Annotated in this window: 26 protein-coding genes; 22 read left to right on the top strand and 4 right to left on the bottom strand. The window is 52.0% G+C overall.

Features of this window, described 5'->3' with window-relative positions; all coding sequences use genetic code 11:
- Nucleotides 1–329: 329 nt before the first annotated feature.
- The 13 genes from mcrB (at nt 330) to mtrH (ending at nt 11,123) form a co-directional block, all read left to right on the top strand.
- Nucleotides 330–1,637 (top strand): coenzyme-B sulfoethylthiotransferase subunit beta, encoded by a 1,308-nt coding sequence (gene mcrB, locus ACZ44I_RS02685; protein WP_464548982.1) that lies wholly within the window; start codon nt 330–332, stop codon nt 1,635–1,637.
- 24 nt (nt 1,638–1,661) lie between these two features.
- The gene (mcrD, locus tag ACZ44I_RS02680; RefSeq protein ID WP_464548984.1) at nt 1,662–2,132 is read left to right on the top strand and encodes a methyl-coenzyme M reductase operon protein D; all 471 of its coding nucleotides are present in this window, start codon (nt 1,662–1,664) and stop codon (nt 2,130–2,132) included.
- 1 nt (nt 2,133) lies between these two features.
- A complete protein-coding gene (gene mcrC / locus ACZ44I_RS02675; protein ID WP_464548986.1) occupies nt 2,134–2,775 on the top strand; it encodes a methyl-coenzyme M reductase I operon protein C in 642 nt (213 codons plus the stop codon).
- A gap of 3 nt (nt 2,776–2,778) precedes the next feature.
- Entirely contained in the window at nt 2,779–3,540 is a 762-nt protein-coding gene (gene mcrG, locus ACZ44I_RS02670; RefSeq protein WP_464548988.1) for a coenzyme-B sulfoethylthiotransferase subunit gamma, read from the top strand.
- 6 nt (nt 3,541–3,546) lie between these two features.
- The gene (gene mcrA, locus ACZ44I_RS02665) at nt 3,547–5,253 is read left to right on the top strand and encodes a coenzyme-B sulfoethylthiotransferase subunit alpha (protein WP_464548990.1); all 1,707 of its coding nucleotides are present in this window, start codon (nt 3,547–3,549) and stop codon (nt 5,251–5,253) included.
- A 232-nt stretch (nt 5,254–5,485) separates the two neighbouring features.
- The gene (gene mtrE / locus ACZ44I_RS02660; protein WP_300334009.1) at nt 5,486–6,397 is read left to right on the top strand and encodes a tetrahydromethanopterin S-methyltransferase subunit E; all 912 of its coding nucleotides are present in this window, start codon (nt 5,486–5,488) and stop codon (nt 6,395–6,397) included.
- Nucleotides 6,397–7,254 (top strand): tetrahydromethanopterin S-methyltransferase subunit D, encoded by an 858-nt coding sequence (gene mtrD, locus ACZ44I_RS02655; RefSeq protein WP_464548992.1) that lies wholly within the window; start codon nt 6,397–6,399, stop codon nt 7,252–7,254. Before mtrE ends, mtrD begins: the two co-directional genes overlap by 1 nt.
- Nucleotides 7,255–7,264: 10 nt before the next feature.
- On the top strand, nt 7,265–8,110 hold the full coding sequence (gene mtrC, locus ACZ44I_RS02650) for a tetrahydromethanopterin S-methyltransferase subunit MtrC (RefSeq protein WP_464548994.1): 846 nt from the start codon (nt 7,265–7,267) through the stop codon (nt 8,108–8,110).
- Nucleotides 8,111–8,126: 16 nt separating this feature from the next.
- Nucleotides 8,127–8,414 (top strand): tetrahydromethanopterin S-methyltransferase subunit MtrB, encoded by a 288-nt coding sequence (gene mtrB, locus ACZ44I_RS02645; RefSeq protein WP_300334786.1) that lies wholly within the window; start codon nt 8,127–8,129, stop codon nt 8,412–8,414.
- A 6-nt stretch (nt 8,415–8,420) separates the two neighbouring features.
- Nucleotides 8,421–9,146: a tetrahydromethanopterin S-methyltransferase subunit A gene (gene mtrA / locus ACZ44I_RS02640; protein WP_464548997.1), complete on the top strand. Its 726-nt coding sequence runs from the start codon at nt 8,421–8,423 to the stop codon at nt 9,144–9,146.
- Between the two features lie 5 nt (nt 9,147–9,151).
- Nucleotides 9,152–9,340: a tetrahydromethanopterin S-methyltransferase subunit F gene (locus tag ACZ44I_RS02635; RefSeq protein WP_300334799.1), complete on the top strand. Its 189-nt coding sequence runs from the start codon at nt 9,152–9,154 to the stop codon at nt 9,338–9,340.
- 6 nt (nt 9,341–9,346) lie between these two features.
- Nucleotides 9,347–10,084, top strand: a complete 738-nt coding sequence (gene mtrA / locus ACZ44I_RS02630; protein ID WP_464548999.1) for a tetrahydromethanopterin S-methyltransferase subunit A — start codon at nt 9,347–9,349, stop codon at nt 10,082–10,084.
- Between the two features lie 16 nt (nt 10,085–10,100).
- Entirely contained in the window at nt 10,101–11,123 is a 1,023-nt protein-coding gene (mtrH, locus tag ACZ44I_RS02625) for a tetrahydromethanopterin S-methyltransferase subunit H (RefSeq protein ID WP_464549001.1), read from the top strand.
- A 37-nt stretch (nt 11,124–11,160) separates the two neighbouring features.
- On the opposite strand, the gene ACZ44I_RS02620 is transcribed toward mtrH, so the two are convergent.
- On the bottom strand, nt 11,161–12,468 hold the full coding sequence (locus ACZ44I_RS02620; RefSeq protein WP_464549003.1) for a methyl-coenzyme M reductase glutamine C-methyltransferase: 1,308 nt from the start codon (nt 12,466–12,468) through the stop codon (nt 11,161–11,163).
- A gap of 116 nt (nt 12,469–12,584) precedes the next feature.
- Between ACZ44I_RS02620 and ACZ44I_RS02615 the strand changes: the two genes are divergently transcribed.
- From ACZ44I_RS02615 to ACZ44I_RS02575, 9 genes are all read left to right on the top strand, one after another.
- Nucleotides 12,585–12,788: a DUF5320 domain-containing protein gene (locus ACZ44I_RS02615; protein WP_464549005.1), complete on the top strand. Its 204-nt coding sequence runs from the start codon at nt 12,585–12,587 to the stop codon at nt 12,786–12,788.
- Between the two features lie 181 nt (nt 12,789–12,969).
- The gene (locus ACZ44I_RS02610; protein ID WP_300333980.1) at nt 12,970–13,203 is read left to right on the top strand and encodes a DUF5320 domain-containing protein; all 234 of its coding nucleotides are present in this window, start codon (nt 12,970–12,972) and stop codon (nt 13,201–13,203) included.
- Nucleotides 13,200–13,901, top strand: coding sequence for a NifB/NifX family molybdenum-iron cluster-binding protein (locus tag ACZ44I_RS02605; RefSeq protein WP_464549007.1), 702 nt, complete (start codon nt 13,200–13,202; stop codon nt 13,899–13,901). Before ACZ44I_RS02610 ends, ACZ44I_RS02605 begins: the two co-directional genes overlap by 4 nt.
- Before the next feature lie 10 nt (nt 13,902–13,911).
- On the top strand, nt 13,912–14,763 hold the full coding sequence (locus ACZ44I_RS02600; protein WP_464549009.1) for a nucleotide-binding protein: 852 nt from the start codon (nt 13,912–13,914) through the stop codon (nt 14,761–14,763).
- Nucleotides 14,760–15,629, top strand: a complete 870-nt coding sequence (locus ACZ44I_RS02595; RefSeq protein ID WP_464549011.1) for an ATP-binding protein — start codon at nt 14,760–14,762, stop codon at nt 15,627–15,629. The genes ACZ44I_RS02600 and ACZ44I_RS02595 overlap by 4 nt, the downstream gene beginning before the upstream one ends.
- Nucleotides 15,626–15,994, top strand: coding sequence for a DUF134 domain-containing protein (locus ACZ44I_RS02590; RefSeq protein WP_464549013.1), 369 nt, complete (start codon nt 15,626–15,628; stop codon nt 15,992–15,994). Before ACZ44I_RS02595 ends, ACZ44I_RS02590 begins: the two co-directional genes overlap by 4 nt.
- A gap of 93 nt (nt 15,995–16,087) precedes the next feature.
- Nucleotides 16,088–18,286, top strand: a complete 2,199-nt coding sequence (locus tag ACZ44I_RS02585; RefSeq protein WP_464549015.1) for a tetratricopeptide repeat protein — start codon at nt 16,088–16,090, stop codon at nt 18,284–18,286.
- A gap of 75 nt (nt 18,287–18,361) precedes the next feature.
- A complete protein-coding gene (locus ACZ44I_RS02580; RefSeq protein WP_464549017.1) occupies nt 18,362–20,440 on the top strand; it encodes an ABC transporter substrate-binding protein in 2,079 nt (692 codons plus the stop codon).
- Nucleotides 20,441–20,503: 63 nt separating this feature from the next.
- Complete coding sequence (locus ACZ44I_RS02575) at nt 20,504–20,848, top strand: hypothetical protein (RefSeq protein ID WP_464549019.1); 345 nt, start codon at nt 20,504–20,506, stop codon at nt 20,846–20,848.
- Nucleotides 20,849–20,853: 5 nt separating this feature from the next.
- Here the strand turns inward: ACZ44I_RS02575 and ACZ44I_RS02570 are convergent, their stop codons facing one another.
- The 3 genes from ACZ44I_RS02570 to ACZ44I_RS02560 form a co-directional block, all read right to left on the bottom strand.
- Nucleotides 20,854–21,198: a DUF2769 domain-containing protein gene (locus tag ACZ44I_RS02570; RefSeq protein ID WP_464549021.1), complete on the bottom strand. Its 345-nt coding sequence runs from the start codon at nt 21,196–21,198 to the stop codon at nt 20,854–20,856.
- Between the two features lie 73 nt (nt 21,199–21,271).
- Complete coding sequence (gene cmk, locus ACZ44I_RS02565; RefSeq protein ID WP_464549023.1) at nt 21,272–21,802, bottom strand: (d)CMP kinase; 531 nt, start codon at nt 21,800–21,802, stop codon at nt 21,272–21,274.
- Nucleotides 21,802–22,419 carry a DUF106 domain-containing protein gene (locus tag ACZ44I_RS02560; RefSeq protein WP_464549025.1) on the bottom strand — a complete coding sequence of 206 codons (618 nt, stop codon included), beginning with the start codon at nt 22,417–22,419 and terminating at the stop codon, nt 21,802–21,804. The genes cmk and ACZ44I_RS02560 overlap by 1 nt, the downstream gene beginning before the upstream one ends.
- Nucleotides 22,420–22,424 lie beyond the last annotated feature (5 nt).

Here is a 22,424-nt window from a genome sequence, read left to right as displayed (position 1 = left end):
GAGCGCAGTGAGTTGTAGGATGAGGAGTTGGTATTACAACATACATAGTTGTACAAAAACCTCTTTTTTATCATACTAGTGTTCGGTGAAAAACTGAAATTAGTTCCTATATTTGAATATTACCCCATTTTTTATTTTTATTTTACTTTTTTAAATAATATATCCCCGGAAGATGAAAAGACAACACTTATATTCTGAGATACGAGATTATTCAATGTCCCAGAGGGGACGTGCCAATCATTACCAGTACCCAATTCAGTGACGTCTTTTAGCATTCAGTATTCAATGACCGGAATGTATCAAATCAAATAATAATTGGAGGAAAAATTATGGCAAAATATACAGACACAATCGACCTGTATGACGACAACGGCAAGCTCCTGAAGAGCAATGTCGCCCTTTCGAAGGTCAGCCCGCTGACCAACCCGGCGATCCTGAAACTCGTCAACCTCACCAAGAGGACAGTCGCAGTGAACCTCGGTGGAATCGAAGCAGCACTCAAGACCGGCAAGATCGGCAAACACCAGCAGATCCTTGGCCGTGAACTTGACCTTGACATCGTCAAGAATGCTGACGCAGTCACCGCAAGGATCAAGGAGATGGTGCAGGTCGCAGACGGCGATGACACCAAGATCAACACCTACGGCGGAGGGAAGCTCCTCCTCGTTCAGGCACCAACTGCACGGCTGACTGCAGCATCCACCTATGATGCAGCAATCACGGCAGTAGCATCCGCAACAACCTATGCCATCATGGACCAGTTCAATGTCGGCATGTTTGATGCAAACACCGTCAAGGCAGCTGTCTGGGGTACCTACCCGCAGACCATGGACATGGCAGGAGCAGGAGTTCAGTCTATCCTTTCCATCCCACAGAACAACGAAGGTCTCGGCTATGCGCTCAGGAACATCCCGGCAAACCACGCCGTCATGATGACCCACAAGAACGCAATGCAGGGTGCAGCACTCTCATCCACCTTCGAGCAGGCTGGAGAGTTCGAGATGGGCGCCGCAATCGGCCCATTCGAGCGTGCACAGATGCTCCTCTACGCCTACCAGGGACTGAATGCAAACAACCTCGTCTATGACCTCGTCAAGAAGAATGGCCAGACCGGAACTGTTGGTACCGTCGTCCAGTCGCTTGTTGAGCGTGCAATCGAAGACAAGGTTATCACACCAGGAAAGAAGGGCGGTTACTTCCAGTTCTATGACACGAAGGACCCGATGCTCTGGAATGCATATGCAGCAGCAGGTACCCTTGCCGCAACCATGGTCAACTGTGGTGCCGGCCGATTTGCACAGGCAGTCTCTTCAACACTCCTGTACTTCAACGACCTGCTTGAGCACGAAACCGGTCTCCCAGGCTGTGACTACGGCCGTGTAATGGGTGTAGCAGTCGGTTTCTCCTTCTTCAGCCACTCGATCTACGGTGGTGGAGGCCCCGGTATCTTCAACGGCAACCACGTCGTCACAAGGCACGCAGCCGGTGTTGGTATCCCCTGTATCGTTGCCGCATGTGCACTTGATGCAGGAACCCAGATGTTCTCACCAGAGTCAACCTCGAAGATCTACCAGGACACCTACGGCCAGATCGAAGAATTTGCAAAGCCAATCCAGGCAATTGCAAAGGCTGTATAAACCAGTCTCAAATCAAGGATTCAAATGGCAGAAACCAGTTATCCCCAGATACGAATCGTCCCCGCACGTTTCCTCAACCCCGATACTGCAGAGGCTCTCTTAAATGAGATCCTCTCAAAAACCGGTATCCGGCGGATCATCTTAAACGGTCCCCGCGTACCGGAGACCGTTCCATACGGCCCTGCCCGGGGCACTCCGAATGTGATTGCCCAGAGGAGGGAGATCGAAGTCCAGGGTGAGACGATTAAACTCCAGGTACAGGTAGGAACTATCCTCATGGAACTTGAGGATGCAACACCCATACCGGAGATTCGAAAGGCATGCGAGACGATTCTTACGAACTTCCCATTCACTCTCCAGGAGGGCAGATTCATGCGCTCCAGTATGACCATGACCGACTATGCAAAGTACGGTATCGTCGAAGACGAACGTATCCTCGGCATGGTTGACCCAAAGAGCAAAACCCGACCGATCATCCTGCAGGGGAACAGATAACATGCCAATAGGACGTGTGACACAGGTCGTCGACTGCCGCCAGTCCATGGGGATGGGCAAAGGTGGATCGCTCGCACAGCGCGGGACGATCTCCGAATGCCGGTACCCGGACGTCATCGTGGTGGCAATGTCTCCCGGACGGAGGCATGTGACTAAGCCGATCTGCGATATCACGTCAGCACTCAGGCAGCAGGGGGTCGAATACAGCGTAAGTACCCTGGTGTTGAACGCGGGCAGCGGCATCCCCGCTGATGCAGGAAACGCAGGCGGAGCGGCCATCGGTGCAAATTTCGGCTTGAATTACCGTGAGATCGAACAGATCGAACGGCATAAAGTCGCAGTCCTTCACCATGGCAATGTTCGATCGCACGTTGTTCATAAAGTCAGAAGCATACTCGAATCGTGCGACATCAAAGCGGTCGTCGTCTCTCAGGCGCCGATCGATTACGAGGATCTCGCACGGGAAGGAGTAAAGACCGCCTATGTGATGCCCTCCGCAGATGCAATACGGACGAAAGGAACTGTTGTTGCAATCGTGAGTGGAGTAACACGCGGGCAGACGCCTACACGGGAGAAACTGGCAGCTGTTATCCGCGAAGTACTACGAACAATGAAGGAGAACTCCTTCACTGAGGTGAATTAATTTATGGCATACAAACCACAGTATGGCCCGGGAACCTCCAAGGTCGCCGAAAACCGGCGGAACCAGATGAACCCGGCAGTAAAACTCGAAAAGATTCGTGATGTTACCGATGAGGACGTTGTTCTTATCCTCGGACACCGCGCACCAGGTCAGGCATACCCAAGTGCACACCCACCACTCGCAGAGCAGGGTGAGCCGGACTGCCCGATCAGAAAGATTGTCGCCCCGACTGAGGGAGCAAAGGCAGGAGACCGCGTCCGGTATGTCCAGTTCGCAGACTCGATGCAGAATGCACCATGCCACCCATACCAGAGAACCTACACCGAATCATACCGCTTCCGTGGTATCGACCCGGGTACACTCTCAGGCCGTCAGATCGTCGAGTGCCGTGAGCGTGACCTTGAGCAGATCTCAAAGGAACTCATCAACACAAACCTCTTCGACCCGGCACGTACAGGTATCCGTGGCGCAACAGTGCACGGACACTCGCTCCGTCTCGCAGAGGACGGCATGCTGTTTGATATGCTTCAGAGGTGCATCCTCGACAAAGACGGCATCGTCAAGTACGTCAAAGACCAGATCGGAACTCCGCTCGACAAGAAGGTTGCAGTCGGTAAGCCCATGGACGAGAAATGGCTCGGCGAGAACACGACCATCTTCCACGTCCTCGGCGGGAACCCCTACAGGAATGACGCAGAGTACATTGAGTACATCCAGCGTATCCACAGCCTGAGAACAAAATACGGATACATGCCCAAGGAGTGATAAAAGATGGCAAAAATTGAGAGAGCACAGAAACTCTTCCTGAAGGCACTGAAGGAGAAGTTCCCGGGACAGGATGTAGAATCCCAGAAAGCCAAGTTCTATGCATTTGACGGCCTCAACCAGTCTCCCCGTAAGAAGGAGTTCATGGCTGAGAACGCAAAGATCGTCAAAGAGCGTGGCATTGACATGTATGACCCCGCACGGTGCCACCTTGGTGGTATCCCGATGGGTCAGCGCCAGCTGATGACCTACGAGGTCTCAGGAACCGGCACCTTCGTTGAGGGTGACGACCTCCACTTCGTCAACAACGCTGCCATGCAGCAGTTCTGGGACGACATCAGGAGAACCGTTATCGTCAACATGGACCTTGCCCACCAGACCCTCCAGAAGCGTCTTGGCAAGGAAGTTACACCAGAGACGATCAACGAATACCTCCACGTTGTCAACCACGCAATGCCCGGAGCAGCCGTTGTTCAGGAACACATGGTCGAGACCCACCCTGCACTCACTGACGACTGTTACGTCAAGGTCTTCACCGGAGACTCCGAGCTTGCTGACGACATCGAGCCGCAGTTCCTCCTCAACGTCGAGAAGCTCTTCCCGAAGAAGCAGGCAGAAACCCTGATGGGCGCAGTCGGCAAGTCCATGTGGCAGTGTGTCCACATCCCGACAACCGTCTCCCGCACCTGTGATGGTGGAACAACCTCCCGGTGGTCCGCCATGCAGATCGGCATGTCCTTCATCGGTGCATACCGGATGTGCGCAGGCGAAGCAGCAGTCGCTGACCTCTCCTACGCAGCAAAGCACGCTGGTGTCATCCAGATGTCCTCACACCTGCCAGCCCGCCGTGCCCGTGGTCCAAACGAGCCAGGTGGTATCCTGTTTGGCAACTTCGCCGACATGATCCAGGCAGACCGGAAGTATCCAAATGACCCCGCAAAGGCAGCCCTTGAGGTTGTCGGTGCAGGAACAATGCTCTTCGACCAGATCTGGCTCGGCTCCTACATGTCCGGTGGTGTCGGATTCACCCAGTATGCAACAGCAGCATACACCGACAACATCCTCGATGAGTTCACCTACTACGGTATGGACTACATCAAAGACAAGTACAAGGTCGACTGGCAGAACCCGAATTCAAAGGACAAGGTCAAGCCAACCCAGGAAGTCGTCAACGACATCGCAACCGAGGTTAACCTCAACGGTATGGAACAGTACGAACAGTACCCGACCATGATGGAAGACCACTTCGGCGGTTCCCAGCGTGCCGGTGTCCTGGCAGCAGCCTGCGGTCTCTCGACCTCAATTGCAACCGGTCACTCAAACGCCGGTCTGAACGGCTGGTACCTCTCGATGCTCATGCACAAAGAGGGATGGTCACGTCTCGGATTCTTCGGCTACGACCTGCAGGACCAGTGCGGTTCAGCAAACACCCTCTCTGTCCGGCCTGATGAAGGCTGTATCGGCGAGTTCCGTGGACCGAACTACCCCAACTACGCAATGAACGTCGGCCACCAGGGAGAATATGCAGCTATCGTCGGTGGTGCACACTACGGACGTGGCGACGCATTCTCACTCTCCCCACTCATCAAGATCTGCTTCGCAGACCCAGCCCTGAAGTTCGACTTCGCCGAGCCAAGGAAGGAGTTTGCACGCGGTGCGATCCGCGAGTTCATGCCAGCAGGCGAGCGCTCGCTCATCATCCCCGCAAAGTAAATCCTCTAAACCAAACTTTTTTTTCACTAATGAAAGATGTTCTGAAATACGGGTCGGAAATTCAGAGCCATTCCCTGAAAAGGAGAGTGACGATGCCCGCTTTCAGCAATATTTCGAAACCTTTAACTCAATCACTATCAAGTCTTTTATATCTACACGTAGTACTCCGACTCTGGAGAAGCAGCGCTGATCGAACACTCTCATACTCTTATAGATCAAGGGAGAATCTCACATGGAGAACATCGTATTAAGTATTGGAGTAGCAGCATTTGCGGGAGCGCTTGCCACTGTGGCAGGGGCAGCCGAAGATACCGAATCCAATATCGGATCTCAGGGTGACCCGAACTCACAGGTTCAGCTCGCACCGCAGATGGGATACATGCACCGTATCTTCAATAAGGCTGTGGCAGGTGAGCCACCATCCTGGGCTCTCTGGATCGCTCTTGGTGCGGGTATTGCATGGGCCTTTATGGCAATGAACGTCAATCCGGTTCTTGCTATCATTCTTGGTAGCGTACTGGCATCGTTTGTCCAGGGCGTCTATGCAACCACCGCATATCTTGGCAGGACTGCAAGTCTCGCCAAGTTCGGGCAGCCGGTCTATGTTGATATCCTGAAATCGGTTACACCCGTTACAACAGCTCACGCATTTGTTGCGATATTTGCAACGGTAACAATCTGTTACCTGATGAACGCCGTACTCGGCCATCCGTTCCCGCTTCCGATCCTCGGTATTATCTGGGGTATCGCACTTGGAGCCGCCGGATCCGCCGTTGGAAACCCGTATTACGGGAAAGAACGCCAGTACCAGAACCAGAAGTTCGGAGCCGGTGTCCCTATCTCAGCATCCGGAAACATCGTCCGATATGCCGAGGCAGGCGAAAGAAGCTCACTCGACAATGGCTGGTTCACAGCAAAGTACGCAGGACCTGCATCAGGAGTCTGTTTTGGCCTGATCGTCTTCTTCGAACTCTGGAGACACCTCATCTTCGAACACTATTTCGGAGGATGGGGCTCGGTCATTGTTGGAGCAATCATCGTTCTTCTCATTACGATCATGGCACGGTACATCGAAGTCTGGGCACGCAAGACCTATGGCCCATACTCGGCACCAGAGAAAAAACATGACGAGGAGGCAGCATAATGTCAGCAATCGCAGCTAAACCCGCCGCCGGCGCAGGAATGCCAAAGGGCGCAGCAGCAATCGCAATTGTATTACTGCTCGTTGTTGTCGGTATCGGGTACTATATGACCATGACAGGCTTCTTCACGATGGCCGTTTTCTATTCATTAATCGGCATCATCATCGGCGGAATGCTTGTTACGTTCAGTGTCCACCTTGTTCCGGTCGGTGGAGCACCCGCCGCAATGGGCCAGGCACCAGGTATTGCTACCGGTGTTACTATGCTCGCAGCAGGTGCCGGTCTTGCCGGTCTCTTCAAGGGAGCATGGGCAGCCCAGTTCGGCTACCTTCCGGCACTCGGAACGGGAGCTATCGGAGGCGCACTGCTGATGGCGCTCACCTGTATGTTCGTCAATGTAACGTACGTCTATGGTATGGGCATTCCATCAGCATCCGGAAAGGTCAGGAACGATCCCATAACCGGCGACTCACAGGACGAGTACAAGAGCCAGGGAACCGAAGGTCACGGCCTGCCGTTCATCTCCTATGTTGGTGGTGTTCTTGGCGGTCTTATCGGAGGTTTTGGCGGAACACTGATTTACATCTCGCTCTATGATGCATACTTAAACGGGCTTCCTACACTGATGGACGGAACCACCGAGAGCATCATGCCGATTGCAGTCAGTGTAGCAGGTATCTTTGCCATCGGTATGTTCCTTGTCAACGCTGTCCTTACCGCGTACAACATCACCGGTACAATCGAGGGTCCGCATGATCCCAAGTTCAAGCGGTTCCCACGGGCTATCGTAGCCAGTGCGGTTGCATCAGCATTAACCGGACTGCTGGCACTGTTGATCATCGTACCGATGCCAATCTGAGGTGAAGAAGATGACAGTAAAAGTTGAAGCATCCGCAGACTCAATCCCCCACAACACCCTGTTGATTGTCGGATTAATCGGATCGATCGTCTGCATCTACCTGACATACCTCAATACCATCACCGGACTTGATATCTTCTCGTTCTTCGGCGGTATTGGCGCAATCATCGCCCTCATCTGGGGTACGAGCACCATCAAGAGGCTCTGCAGCTACGGTATCGGAACAGGTGTTCCATCCGCAGGCATGGTCGCATTTGGTGCAGGTATCATCGCAATGCTCGTTGGAACAAAATTCGGCTTATTCTCTCCACTTGCAGCTCTTGTTATTGCACTCGTCTCAGGTGCCATCTTTGGTTTCCTTGCAGACAGCGTGCTGAACATGAAGATCCCGGTGCTCGTTCAGTCCTTAGCTGAACTCTCGATCATCGGAGCACTCACTATCATGGGATTCACTGCAATGGCAACCGGAGACTTTACCTTCGGAGTCCTGACAGCAGGAACGATCAGCATCTTCGGATTCGCAATCCCTGCCGCACAGGCATCATTTGTCGGTGGAGGCATTACCGCAGTTACGTTCATGCTCGGAGCCATCGCCATTCAGCACCCCTTCAATGCAGCACTTGGTCCATCCAACACACAGGATCGGACACTGATGCTCGCAGCAGAGTGCGGGTTCCTCTCAATGATCATGATGGCAATCATCTCGTTTGCGTTCATATCAATGGGATCTGCACTCCTGGGACTCCTGATTGCACTCATCGGATGGGGCTACACCTACGCACAGTTCATCGAACTCTCAAAGCGCGATGCAGCCGCATGGCTTGATGCCAAGATGATCGTGGAGACCGAGGCCTAAACCGGAGGTGAAAGACATGGGATATGTTCTTGTATTACCTGAGTTCGGCCTCGTTGCCGATCCGGTTCTCGGATTTGTGACGACAGCCGGAGAGTCCTACCAGCCGATCATCGATCAGGTTGTTGAACTCGATAAGGTCGCAGATGACCTGGTCAACATGCTCTCTGGTGAAGGAAACCTTATGAACAGCTACCCCGGCCGTGACAAAACACTTGTCTATGCCGGTGGAGTTACTGCATTCTGGTATGGCCTTGCAGTCGGACTGCTGATTGCAGCCATCGTAGCGTTCCAGTACCTGAGGTGAGGAAAGATGGCAGATAAGAAATCACCGGCAAGCGGATGGCCAACCGTCAAGGGAGATTACCATTCAGGCGACGCAAACAGCTGTGTAGCTGTTGTCACCATGGGATCCCACCTTGATGAATCAGGCATCTGTGCAAGCGGAGCTGCATTATGCGGATCATGCAAGACCGAGAACCTCGGGCTTGAGAAGATCATCGCAAACATCATCTCAAACCCCAATATCAGGTTCGTACTCCTCTGTGGTACAGAGGTCAAGGGACACTTAAGCGGCCAGTCACTTGACGCACTCCATAAAGGAGGCGTTTCAGGTGGAAAGATCGTCGGCGCAGAGGGAGCTATTCCCTTCATCGAAAACCTCGACGATGCTGCAATCAAGCGTTTCCAGGAACAGGTCGAACTCGTCAACATCATGGAGACTGAGGACGTCGGCAAGATTAAAGCCAAGATCGCTGAACTCGCGGGCCGTGACCCGGGAGCATTTGCCGCTGACCCGATGGTTATCGAGGTCAAGGAGGCAGGTGGAGCAGGTGGCGAAGAATCAACCGGCGAAGTCAAACCGCTCTCTGGAGAACTTGCACTGATCCACGCCCGGATGAAGATCATCCAGGGAATGGTCACCGATATCGGGTACCGTGACAGGTTCGCAGCAGGCGTATACTCTGGAAAAATCGAAGGGCTGATGATTGGTCTTGTGGTAATATTTACCATTCTTGGATTCCTTCTGATGGGGTGAGTAAAATGGCAGGTTCAAGCATCAGAATGACATCAATTGACAACATGGCTGAGAACATCCGATACAAGGCGCAGATCATCGCCAGGACCAACAAACTTGATTCTGGAATTATGGCTGCCGGAATGCCTGGATTTATCGCCGGGCTTCTCCTTGCCTTGATCTTCGTGATGGTACCGATCCTGGTTCTGGGGTGAATAAAGATGGCAGATAAGAAATCACCGGCAAGCGGATGGCCAACGGTCAAGGGAGATTACCATTCAGGCGACGCAAACAGCTGTGTAGCTGTTGTCACCATGGGATCCCACCTTGATGAATCAGGCATCTGTGCAAGCGGAGCTGCATTATGCGGATCATGCAAGACCGAGAACCTCGGGCTTGAAAAGATCATCGCAAACATCATCTCAAACCCCAATATCAGGTTCGTACTCCTCTGTGGTACAGAGGTCAAGGGACACTTAAGCGGCCAGTCACTTGACGCACTCCACAAAGGAGGCGTTTCAGGTGGAAAGATCGTCGGCGCAGAGGGAGCTATTCCCTTCATCGAAAACCTCGACGATGCTGCAATCAAGCGTTTCCAGGAACAGGTCGAACTCGTCAACATCATGGAGACTGAGGACGTCGGCAAGATTAACGCCAAGATCGCTGAACTCGCGGGCCGTGACCCGGGAGCATTTGCCGCTGACCCGATGGTTATCGAGGTCAAGGAAGCAGGCGGAGGCGGCCTTGAGACTTCAGTTGCCGGAGCGAACCCCCAGTACCTTGAGATTGAAAAACGGCTCGATGTAATTGAGAAGAAGATCGAATTTGCAGACGCAGAGATTGCCCAGAGGGTGGGCAGGAAGATCGGACGCGACATAGGCATCCTCTATGGCCTTGTAGCAGGGCTCATCGTCTTCATCATGCTGCTTATGCTCCTTCCGAAAATTAGTATGCTCTAAGTGAGGTGTTCCAACTATGTTCAGGTTTGAGAAAGAACAGACCGTTCTCGACTTTAATGGAATCAAGATCGGTGGACAGCCAGGCGAATACCCAAGGGTACTCGGCGCATCCATCTTTTACAACAAGCACGAGACCGTGCTTGACGATCACACAGGAAAGATTGACAAACCAAAGGCAGAAGCGCTCTGGAACCGCTGTATGGAGTTGTACGATATCACCGGCAACCCATACTTCATCCAGATTATTGCCGAATATGGCGAGGCGTTCGAGAGCTATTTCAGCTGGTTTGACAGTATCGACAACAAGACCCCCTTCCTGATGGACTCATCAGCACCATCGGCACTTGCCCATGCATGTGAGTACGTTACAGAAGTCGGCCTTGCTGACCGTGCAATCTACAACTCAATCAATGGTTCGATCCCGCAGGAGAACATCGACGCACTTGCTGCATCTGATGTCAACTCCGCGATCGTCCTCGCCTTCAACCCCGGCGACCTTTCAGTCGTCGGACGTGAGAAGGTGCTCGTTGAGGGAGGCGTTGCCGGTCAGGCAAAGGGAATGCTCCAGATCGCAGAAGAGGCAGGAATCACCCGGCCGATCCTCGACACTGCAGCAACCCCGCTCGGCATCGGCTCAGGCGGTTCATTCCGTGAGATCCTTGCATGCAAGGCAATTCACGGTCTCCCAACCGGTGGTGCATACCACAACATGACTGTGTCATGGACATGGCTGAAGCGCTGGAGAAAGAATGTCCTTGCCGAACAGTATGCAGGTAAGGATGTGCTCCTCGAGCAGATGGCACATCACCACTTCGGTGGATTCGAGGGTATCAGGCAGACTGCATGGGCTGCACCTGACATCGGGTGCAACATCATGGCAATGACCCTTGGTGCCGATTTAATCATGTTCGGACCAATCGAGAATTGTGAAGGGATGGCAACGACTGCCGCATTCACCGACATCGTGCTTGCTGAGGCATGCCGTGAACTCGGTGGAGATGTGCAGGATCCAAACCACCCCATTATGAGACTCGTATAAAACGAGAATCATTGGTGGAAATTCATTCCACCCTTTCTTATTTTTTAGAATATTGAAGAAGACATTCAGTAGCTTTTTTAATATCAGATCCCTGTTTCCGTACTTCTGCAAGGTAGAGATCAAATGTCCGATCATCTGCCATCGAGAATACCGGCTTGTTGAGATCGGCATGGAGCATCAGGTCAAAGGCACGCGCTTCTGCAACAGACAGCCCAAGAGCCTTATATTCACCCGTATGCGGTAGGTATACAGGGTTTTCATCCTGAGGTGTGGTAAGAACAAGATCTGCAAGCGGTGTTTTGGGAATCGGCTCTGCGGCGCTCACAAAGACATCGTCCAGTGAGAGTTCCTCAATGAGATCTTTTGTCTTCTGGTAATCATCTTCGGATTCACCGGGATATCCCACAATGAAACTCCCCGCCACTTTCAGCCCATGGTCACGGCAGCGCCTCACCGCTTCCCTCACCTGATCGACATCTGCCCCTTTCCGCATCTTTCTGAGAATGGCTTCACTCCCGGATTCAATTCCAAAAAAGACCCACCCGATGGTATAGTCACGGATCGCATCCAGCACCTCGTCAGTGATGCAATCTACCCGGATATCCGGGGAGGAGAGGTTCTTTGGACCCATTATTCCTGCAATACCCTTTAAGAGTGCGACAAAAGCTGGGACATTCATCCTCCCCTGTTCTGAAGCATAGAGCGATCCGGTACCCCCCGATATTGAGATCCGATGCGCACCGGCATCTTTGAATGCCTGCACTTCAGTGAGAATAGCCTCAATGCTCCGGCTTCTGATCTCCTGCCCGAAGTACCGGGGAACCTGGCAGAATCCGCATCCACCGATACATCCACGGTGCGTCTCAATATACACATTCGCACCCCTGACATTCTGTTCACCGATATCGGCGGGGATCAGGGGAAGAGGGCGCGTCATTGGAGATGGAGGAGATGGGCCCGTAGTGACCATCACCTCATCTTCCATATAGGCAATCCCCGGTATTTCAGGCGAAGGGCCATCTGCCACAAGGCGTGGCGTCGTTATTTCACCTTCCCCTACAACAACTGCATCCGGCGATAATTCTCCCAAAACCATTGCCGGATGTGAAGATACCGGACCTCCAACATAACACCTGCCGCCAAGCTTTTTCCGGGCACCTATCACCTTTTTTATCCGCTCATCGAGAAGATGCTGGGTGGAATAGAGGGAGAGGAGCAGGATATCCGTATCTGTATCTTCGACAAAACGTGATATGGAGACATCGTGTCCCTGCTCTCTGAGCACTCCGCCGATCACCATTGCGCCATAGGTGATGATATCCGGAGAGATAACCTTGATCCTCATAATATGGGATTATTTGAAAGGACACAAGCATAAACAATCCGGGTTGTTAGTACGATCCATACCTTTTTGCCATTATGCGCATATGAGTACTTATTACCAAAACCAGGTGATACAAAATGCCAGGATTTGACAGAACAGGACCCCGCGGCATGGGGCCACTAACTGGACGGCGTTTGGGGCGCTGTGTTGCCCCGGCACCAGATGTACAGAGTGAAGAACAGACAGAAAGACAAGTAGTCTACGGACTCGGAAGAGGCGGAATCCCACGCGGAGGCGGCAGGGGATTTGGCAGAGGATGGATACAAAGGCGATTTCCGTAAACATATAATGATTGGCAACTACAAACAATTCGAATTGTCATACCTCCTCATATCCCCTCTTTATTTGAATATGCATATTCCTGAGAATAGCAAAGTAGCAATGCACTTCATCGGGAATGATAGAAAGATTTAAGTATTTATGAGCATATGAGTACTTATTACCAAAACCAGGTGATACAAAATGCCAGGATTAGATGGAATGGGGCCCCAGGGTATGGGGCCAATGACCGGAAGGCGCATGGGGCGCTGTGTTGCCCCGGCACCTGACGCACAGAGTGCAGTACAGACTGAAAGACCAATCTACGGACTCGGAAGAGGCGGTCTGCCACGCGGATGCGGCAGAGGTTTCGGAGGAGGGCGTATGCGTGGAGGGAGATTCTTCCAGCAGGCAGACCAGACGGAGGTGCAAGAGTGAAGATAGCAATTGCAATGGATGGAACACGAGTGTCTGAGCATTTCGGGCACTGCCAGAAATATGCGATATTTACTGTTCAGAATTCCATGATTATCCGGGGCGATGATCTTGACAGCCCCGGACATGAACCGGGAAAGCTCCCCCGATTCCTTGCAGAGCATGGCGCAAACCTTGTGATTGCAGGAGGGATGGGACCACGTGCAATAGATCTCTTCCATGAGAACGGGATCGATGTCATACTCGGTGCCTCAGGAGATGTCGATGCCGTAGCACAGGCATATATCCGCGGGGATCTCACAACCGGACAGAGCACATGCCATCATGGCCCTGATGACGAATGTGGCCACGATGAGAAAGAAGGAGCAATCATCTGCATTACTGCACAGGCTCCAGGTGTGGATGCACCCTTTGAAGATCGGTTTGGACGTGCTCCATACTTCATCATTCTTAACCTGAAGACAGGTGCAGTTGAATCGGTTCCAAATGCTTTTGCAGAGGCTTCTGGCGGCGTTGGTCCACGGGCAGTTTCAATTGTAGTCGATCATGGAGCACAGTATCTCATAACCGGGCAGATGGGGGGCAATGCCGCTGAGGCGCTTGTAGCGAGTGGGATTAAAGCTTATTCCTACCGCGGCGGCGGCACGGTTGCTGATGCAGTGAAGGCATTTCTTGCAGGAAATCTCCCCTCAATCTCCTGATCCTTTGCTTATGAAGATCGCAATTGCAAGCGGAAAAGGAGGAACCGGTAAGAGCACAGTGGTGGCCAATCTTGCCTTTTCACTTGCAGAGAGGCAACCCTTAGCCGTTGTCGACTGCGATGTTGAGGAGCCGAACCTCCACCTCTTCTTTCCTTCACCATCAGAGGATCTGCCGGTAATGGTACAGATCCCTGAAATTGATACAACACGATGCACACACTGTGGAGCATGCGGTGAGTTCTGCCGCTATGGTGCGCTGACCATCTTCAAGGATCGCCACCTCTTTCTTCCCGAGCTCTGCCACTCGTGCGGAGGATGTGAGATTGTCTGTCCGGTTGGAGCCATCAATGAAATTGGGAGGCAGATTGGAATCGTACAGATACGAAAACCCACATCTGGACTCACCCTGATTACCGGCGTATTACAGGAAGGAGAAGTACAGGCGCCACCTGTTATCAGGATGGCAAAAGATCAGGCAGAAGGACATCCGCTCATCCTCTACGATGCTTCACCGGGAATTGCATGCCCTGTGATCGAAACACTTGATGGCGTGGATTTTTGCATATTTGTCACCGAACCAACTCCGTTTGGCATCCATGATCTCACACTTGCGTTGGGTGTTACAAAGGAGCTTGGGATTCCTTCCGGTGTTGTGATAAACCGCAGTGATGGAGATGATGGTATTGTCAGGGATTTCTGCGCAGAACATTCACTTCCAGTCCTTATGACAATACCATTTGACCGGACAATAGCTGCCATCCAGAACAAAGGCAACCTTATCGCACGCGAACTTCCGGAGTGGAGAGAACAGTTCATCGAACTCTTCAATTCGGTGATCAGAGCGAAGGAGGGAGTACAATGATCAGGATTGCAGTGATCAGTGGGAAAGGAGGAACAGGGAAGACGATGGTCACCTGTGCACTCGCAGATACCAATACCCGAAAACAGGTGCTGGCAGACTGCGATGTTGATGCAGCCAACCTCGAACTCCTCCTCTCACCCACACGGCTCACCACTGAGCCGTTTGCCGGTCTTGATGTTGCACGAATCGATCCCGATCGCTGTTTGGGATGTGGAGTCTGTGTCAACACCTGTGCCTTCGGCGCTATCAAAATGGACGACGATCGGGCAGAAGTGAGCTCCCTCCATTGCGAGGGGTGCGGCCTCTGCTGTTTCGTCTGTCCGGAAGGTGCTGCGGTGATGGAAAGGAGGGTCTGCGGCGAGATCTACACCTCTTCAACAGCATATGGACCGCTCGTCCATGCCCGGCTCTTCCCCGGATCAGGCACATCCGGACTCCTCGTCCATGAAGTAAAGAAAAGGGCACTCACTATCGATCCATCTGCCGAGGTACTCCTCGTCGACGGCCCACCAGGGATCGGCTGTCCCCTTATCTCCACGATCAGCGGGATGAATGCAGTACTGATCGTCACTGAGCCGAGCGTTTCCGCCCTCCATGACTGCAAACGCCTGGTGACCGTCTGCCGCCGGTTTAACCTATCCATCCTCCTGCTGATTAACCGGTTTGACCTCCTTGATGAGATCACCCACGAGATCGAGTCATATGCAGACGAAGAGGGAATCGGAATTGTTGGGAAAATTCCCTTTGACGCTGCTGTTGTCAAAGCGGTCAGGCAGGGCATCCCGATCACAAGAGCCGATAGTCCGGCATCGAAAGCCATCTCCGGAGTCTGGGAACAGATTAGATTCAAACTTGATATGCCATGACTCCACAACAGGACGGAAGAGGATGCTGCGGAAAGCGGCGTGGACGGCCACGGGTTGCCCGGATGATCGATGATGAGGGGCAATTCAGATGTTTTGCACCCCTCTGCGGAGACCAGACAATCCAGGAAGAGCAGATCCTCCTGCTGCCGGAAGAGCTGGAGGTGTTGAGGCTTGTTGATCTCCTCGGTCTTGAACAGGAGGCTGCAGCCGCTACCCTTGGCATCTCACGAAAGACCCTCTGGCGTGATCTCCATGAAGCACGGAGAAAAGTTGCCGATGCACTCGTCTATGGAAAGACCATCCGTGTGCTTGGCTGTCTGCGTCAGGATGCAGCAGACTGTCCTCCATATCATCAGTCTGAGTGAAGACGGCATAATCCCCTCAGATACTTTTTTCTGAACTATTTCTTCACCCATCTGGTGGAGAGAGTGATATAGCTGTATAACTAACTCTGATACATGGAACAGGCCGGAGGCATTGGAGAGGTATTCCCGGATTATTTTGTGATACAAGAGGAGATCAGATCGAAAAAGCCGGATGAGGCTGAGTCACTGTTTGGGGAGATCCTGCTTCAGACCATCTTCCTCAGGAGGGTGGAGACCGATCCCGCATTCCGATGGAGTATCTGCATCAGAATCTCTTCAGATGAAATATTATCCGAGATGCTGCGCCGGACCATCACCCGTCTCCTCACTGGATCAGAAGAGAACAGAGAAGAGGGCCTTCTCCGTCTACGAATGATGGAACAGAACCCGGATGCCATCTGCATGCTCTTTGCAGAGGAGACCGGCCTTCCGCTTCACTACTGGCAGACGAAGAGAGCCGGATTGTTGTATCAGACAATTTCATTCCCAACTGCACTCCAGACCTCACCTCCTGAAAGGCCAAAACTCCTCCACCCGATGGATCAGGCAATCATAACCTCCTTCAGAGATGAGGCGGACGCTGGTGTCAACATAATAGATCCCGAAGATCCATCATTCCCTGGAAGAATCACAGACGCCATTACTTCCATAGCCTGCCACTCCTTCCTCATATTATCTTATGAAGAGAGGCTCTCCATTCTGAACAGGCGATATCCGGAAGATGGGTGGGAGCCGCTCATCTCTGCGCTGATGATCTTCGAGCCGTCTGCAGAGGCATTGCTTGTTGGAGCACGGCATTGTGCTGCAACACATCAAATTGTTGCTGCACGGAGCCTGTATTCCCTTGCATGCAGCCGTGCAGAGGAGCAAAAAATCAGACAGCTCAGTTACCGGGAGATGGGACTTCTATCCCGGAACATCGGTGAGCATGAACGTGCATTCTCAGAGTTCCAGTCTGCACTCGAAGCCGCCCGTGAAAGAGGGGAAGACGCCCGATCATTTCAGGATGAGCTGATCTACCTCTGTGAAGCCGCCGAGAAGCTTGGCTTATCAGCAGAGGGGGATACCATCTTCGATCGCCTCATCTCGATCGCCCGGGATAGGGAGGGTGAAGAGCGGGTGCACCTGCTCATGCAGATAGCCACATCATGCCGGCGATCGGGATGGTTTGATCGCGAATATGCCCTTATTGAAGATCTGATCGGGGAGGAAGAATGCAGCGATGCAGTCTTTGCACGATTGGATACCCTGAACCGGGCGATGAGAGGAGATGGGACACTTGATTCTGCCCTCCTCGCAGATCTGGAAGCTGGTGCAGAAGCAGAGTATACCGCTCTCCGCGGCATCCTCGCTTTCGGCGCATTCCAGTTCGATGACGCCCTTACCTGGTTCAATGCCTCGGTCTCCATTCAGAACAGCCCCGAAACCCGCCTCTGGAGAGCGAGGGCTGCATGGTATGCCGATAAACCCCCTATAGATTTATCTTCAGACAAGGATGACCGCCTTGAAACCCGGATCATATCCGGGGTGCTCAGGAAAGAGAGTATCAGGGATATTATCAGAATGATCCCGGTTGGCAGGGAGGATGAGGCATATGATGCCATCCTTGTCCTTCTTGAATGGATAAGAGGAGATAGAGTCACGGAAAGGATCAGAACAATCATGGAAGAGATCCAGCACCTGCCTGTGCCACAGGAAGAGAGAGCGCGGCTGCTCAGGATACTGGCAAAAGTGCTCTCAGAATGCGGCATCCCCGATGCAGTACCAATCTTTCGAAAAGCCCTCAGGATAACGACATCAAAAGAGTCGCGTGCCGGTATCCTCTCTGAGATCGGATACTGGTACGAAACCCATGGGCAACCAAAGAAGGCAGCGGAGGCATATATGCGTGCAGTCGCACTTCACCAGGAGTTTCCCGGAGGGTGGGCAGGGGTTGCCCGGACAAACGCGCAGCAGGGAGAGTACGATGCCGCAGTGGAGGCGATAAACACCGCCATCCGGTACCTCCCCGAAAGAGAAGAGTACCGGATGATCCAGATTCTGCTTAATAACCGGATCGGAACTGATGGACTTGAACCTCAATTACAGGAAAAGATTGATGCCATTGATCGCACCCTGTTTACCTGGAGAGATGCTGTACCCTCATCAATTGCAGAGCGGTACCGGGCAGTGATCCAACCCAATGCCGCCACAAGAGAAGAGCCCTTGTATTCCTCAGGGGCACCGGAGATGATGACGGCTGAAGAGGTGCTCACCATACGAAACAGCGCAATCCAAGCGTTACAGGGTTGAAATAGAGGAGTAGATCAAGGATGAGTAATAAAAGATCCCGGCTATGACGCCACCCCCGCCTGGATGTGAAGAGAGATGAAACGCCTCATCACCGTAATCACAATTGCCCTTGCCATCTACATCCTGGTGACCTTTATCGGAATCCCTTCAGGAGAGACGGATCCTGTGGAGTCGGTGGGACATGCACCACAGGCGCTGAACATCCTCGCGATTCTGCCGTTGAGCGGGGATGATATGGATCTGGGTGCCGCGCAGCAGTATGGTATCAGCCGGGGTACAATCCAGCCGAGGGATCAGCCGATTAACCTCCATATTGAGGATTCACGCGGTGACCCGGACCATGCAGTGGCAATCCTCAGAGAGCGGAGGAACACAATTGCCATTCATGCACTCATCATATCAGGAAGCGACTGCGTTCTGGCAACAGCTCCCTATGCCGAGGAATGGGGCATCCCGATGGCTGCCATTAATGCCCCATTACAACACGGAGTGGAGAGAGGCAGAACAGTAATCAGCTTTTCACCGCCAATAGCAACAGAGATCGATTCAATCGCTCCATTCATCTCCAATTATTCTGATGTCGCCTTTATTTACCCCGATACCGGGGAGGGAAGGGAGAGGGCAGAGCAGATACGAAGCATTCCAAACCTGCGGAATCTCCGGCTGATCGAGTATACACAGGAGCACAAAGATTATTCAGATCTGATGTACCCACTCCGGGTAAATCCCCCTGAGATCTTCATCATCTATGGTGAGACGCAGGTTCCGGCGATCATATCTGCAATCCGGAGCAGGGGGGCACACCCCGTTATTCTTATCTGGGAACGCGCCGGTGTGAGGCTGCTGGAGGAGGCTCCAAAGCTCGCAGACGGTGTCTTTGTCATCGCACCGGGAACAGATCCAGCCCACCCTGTCTTTTCAGGTGTTGACGAACTGCCAATCCGGATGGTTGCAGGAACTATCGCTGAGTCATATGATGCTGCATATACCCTTTCAACCGGCATCGCATCCTGTGAAGGAACAATAGAATGCATCATGGGATGGTTCTGGAACAGGAGATACAAAGGGGCACTTGGCAACGTTTCATTCAATGAGAGACGAGAAGCAAACTATCCCTATGAAATCCGGCAGATCCGGAGAGGAGAGATGGAGACAGTTGGAACGATCACCGCACCAAAAAGAACTGTTTTTATACGTATCAATACCGGTGAGGCAGATCCATGGTTTGTTTCAGACGTGAAGAAAGGGGTGGAACCGGCACTCAGTATTATCAACGAACAGACAAACATTGCACTCCCGCTTGCACGGACAACAGGAATCCCTTCCATCTTTGATGCAAGAGTAGAGGCAGTGTATGATGGAGAGGATATTTCAGATGGTTTGCAGATCATCGGATCTGTCTTCATCACTCCTGATGGAAAGACTGCTGTCTCCAGTGGAATGAACAATCAAAAACGAGAGATCGGAATTGATACTGAAGCATATATCAATCTCTGCTTTGACCTCCTCGACAGAGAGAGGGAGACTGAAACAGACCGTTCAATTTCTCTCCTCTCAGGATCAGCCGAAGATCCGGAGGGTATGATCGTTCGCACTATTGCAGAATCCCGTGGATACCAGATTCCAGCAGACATAACCTATAACGAAAGGGAGGAGATATCCTCAGCAATAGATTCGATCATAGCCATTGCGCCGGATACCCCTCTCTTCGTCTCAGTAAAAACGCCAGAGGAAGCAGTTGACATTCAGCGATATATATGGAGAGTTGGATATACACCCGATCTTATCTTTACACTAGGGGATGCCTGGAAATCCGAATCATTCATCAGGAGAGGAGCTCTCTTCTCCGAAGGCATTATTGCCGGATCCATATTCAGAAGAGAGAGCCTCGGCGAGGTTCAGGTAATCCGTAGTGTAAACAGCCTGATGGTGCGGCAGACCGGACAGGAGATCAATGACATCACTGCCCGTGCATTCACCGGCGTCATGATGGTTGCCGATGCAACAGATCGGGCTCTGAAGACCGATCAACCATCTATTCAACAAGTCCTCCAAAGAGCGATGATGACACCCGAATACGGTGCACTTTATGAGGGAACCACCATTCTGGTGCAGATGAAAAACAGAGTGTACAGAACAATTCCGTCAACCTGATGAGGACATAAAATCAAAGTACCCGATAGGAACAAAGAGAAGAGAGGAGGAGTGGAATCTGCCATGCCGCGTGAACTGACACCCTATGACATAGAGATACTGAGAAAACTTGCGCCAGAATGTGAAGACTTAATCTGCAATGGTTCAAGAACCGAGTTCCAATCCATTATCCCACCGGTTGCCAACCACTACTCAACAGATGAGAAGGATTTTGAAAGCCGTGTAAACCGGCTCACCGATGAAGAGCTTGAGTACCTGATCGAACAGATGCGAACAGGAAGTGAGAGTGTCAGCTGCATCTCACCATACTTCTTCTCAGTACTCCTTAATCTGGTTAATCAGCGGTTGTCAAAGAGAACGGCACAGGAACTCCTTTCAATCTATGAAAATGATGAAGGGTGTGGATAAGAGGCTCAATAGACCTCTTCGCGCATCTCAAGAACCGAGAGAATCCGTTGCTGCTGTTCTGTTCCCCGTGTGCAGAAGAATTCCTTCTCAAACCCTACATCCCGGTAGATGGAACAGTCAGGGCATCTACATCCACTGCTCTCATCAGTGATGCACCCCTCCCGGCTCTTCCCGATTGTGCAGAATGCACGATCGCCTGCCTTCTCAGCACATTCACGGTATGTCGGACAGGCTGGACAGATACAGTGCTCTTTTCGTGTCAGAATAATCCCTGCCCGCTCAGCCGGACTCAGTACAAGAGGATGATCAGTGACAAGAGCCAGATACTTCTCAAATTTGGTTATATCCATAACAGGAATCCCTCATCTACCAAGTGGGATCAGAAGGTGAAAAAGGTTGTGTCAGAAGGAAGGTCACTATTGATTAGTGGTTTTGGAGATCGTTTATTGCCGTCTTCACGATGATAACAAGAGATTCACGTCCAAACCGCTCTGAATTGAGTACCATATCATAACAGGAGAGATCCCGGATATCGATCCCATAGTAGGTATGGTACCGCTGTGCTTCTGATCGTTCCCGCTCGATTGTCACCGCTGTTGCAGTATCTCCATCCTGAATATCACGAGCGGCGATCCTCTTCGAACGGCATTCCGGGCTTGCGGTCAGCCAGATCCTGAGATCGGCATTCTCCACCATTCTTCCGGCAAGCCGCCCTTCTATAATGATATTATCTGAACTCATCCCGATCTCTTTCTGCCGTTCATCGATAAGCCGGTCAATTGAAGGATCGCTCTCAGCAAGACGCCCAAATTCCGCAAGATCCATATTCCGCTCTTCTGCACAGGCACGAAATACTTCGCCCGCAGAGATGAAGGTAAAACCAAGATCCCTTGCAAGTGCTTTTCCAAGAGAGGTTGTTCCACTGCCGGGAAGGCCGCTGATGGTGATTCTCATCAGATACCCCCGATATTGAGGGCTTTCCTGATCACCTGGCTGACCGTGAGTGAGCAGATCATATACCAGAGAATCCATGCAGGGAGGATCCAGACAGCCATCTCATTTAAGCCGATGATACCAATAAACGGAAAAACGATGGCGGTATCCATTGTAAGTGCAGCACCCAGATCCATTCCGTGAAGCCGGTAGAGGAGCCAGAAGAAGATAGGAACCGTGATGAGGATGATATATGCCATCGGCTTGAACTGCTGCTGGGACATCTCAAGCTGATCCTTCATCATGGCATCACGTTTTGCCTCAAGCTTCTTGATTGCTTTTTCATCACCAGCAAGCTGGGCTTCACGGAACTTCATCTGGAACTCTTTCATCTTCGCCTGCACTTCCTGCATCTTCTCATAGTCGATGGTGTACTTCTGAATCAGTGAAGAGTACAGACCGGTTGCCGAGGAGAGGAAGAGGAGAACCGCAAAGAACGGCATTCCAAAGGTATCGGTGAGAGGGCCGAGTACAGTATCGATCACCTCTGCTATACCATCCCGTATCCACTCCACTGCATATGCCATCATCAGGCCAAAGGCCAGTATGAAGGCAATATAGGTTCCGTACTTCTTCATCAGGT

The organism is Methanocalculus pumilus (genome assembly GCF_055382585.1).
The sequence above is the reverse complement of the archived record's forward strand: the minus strand, read 5'-3'. Positions and strand labels throughout refer to the sequence as shown.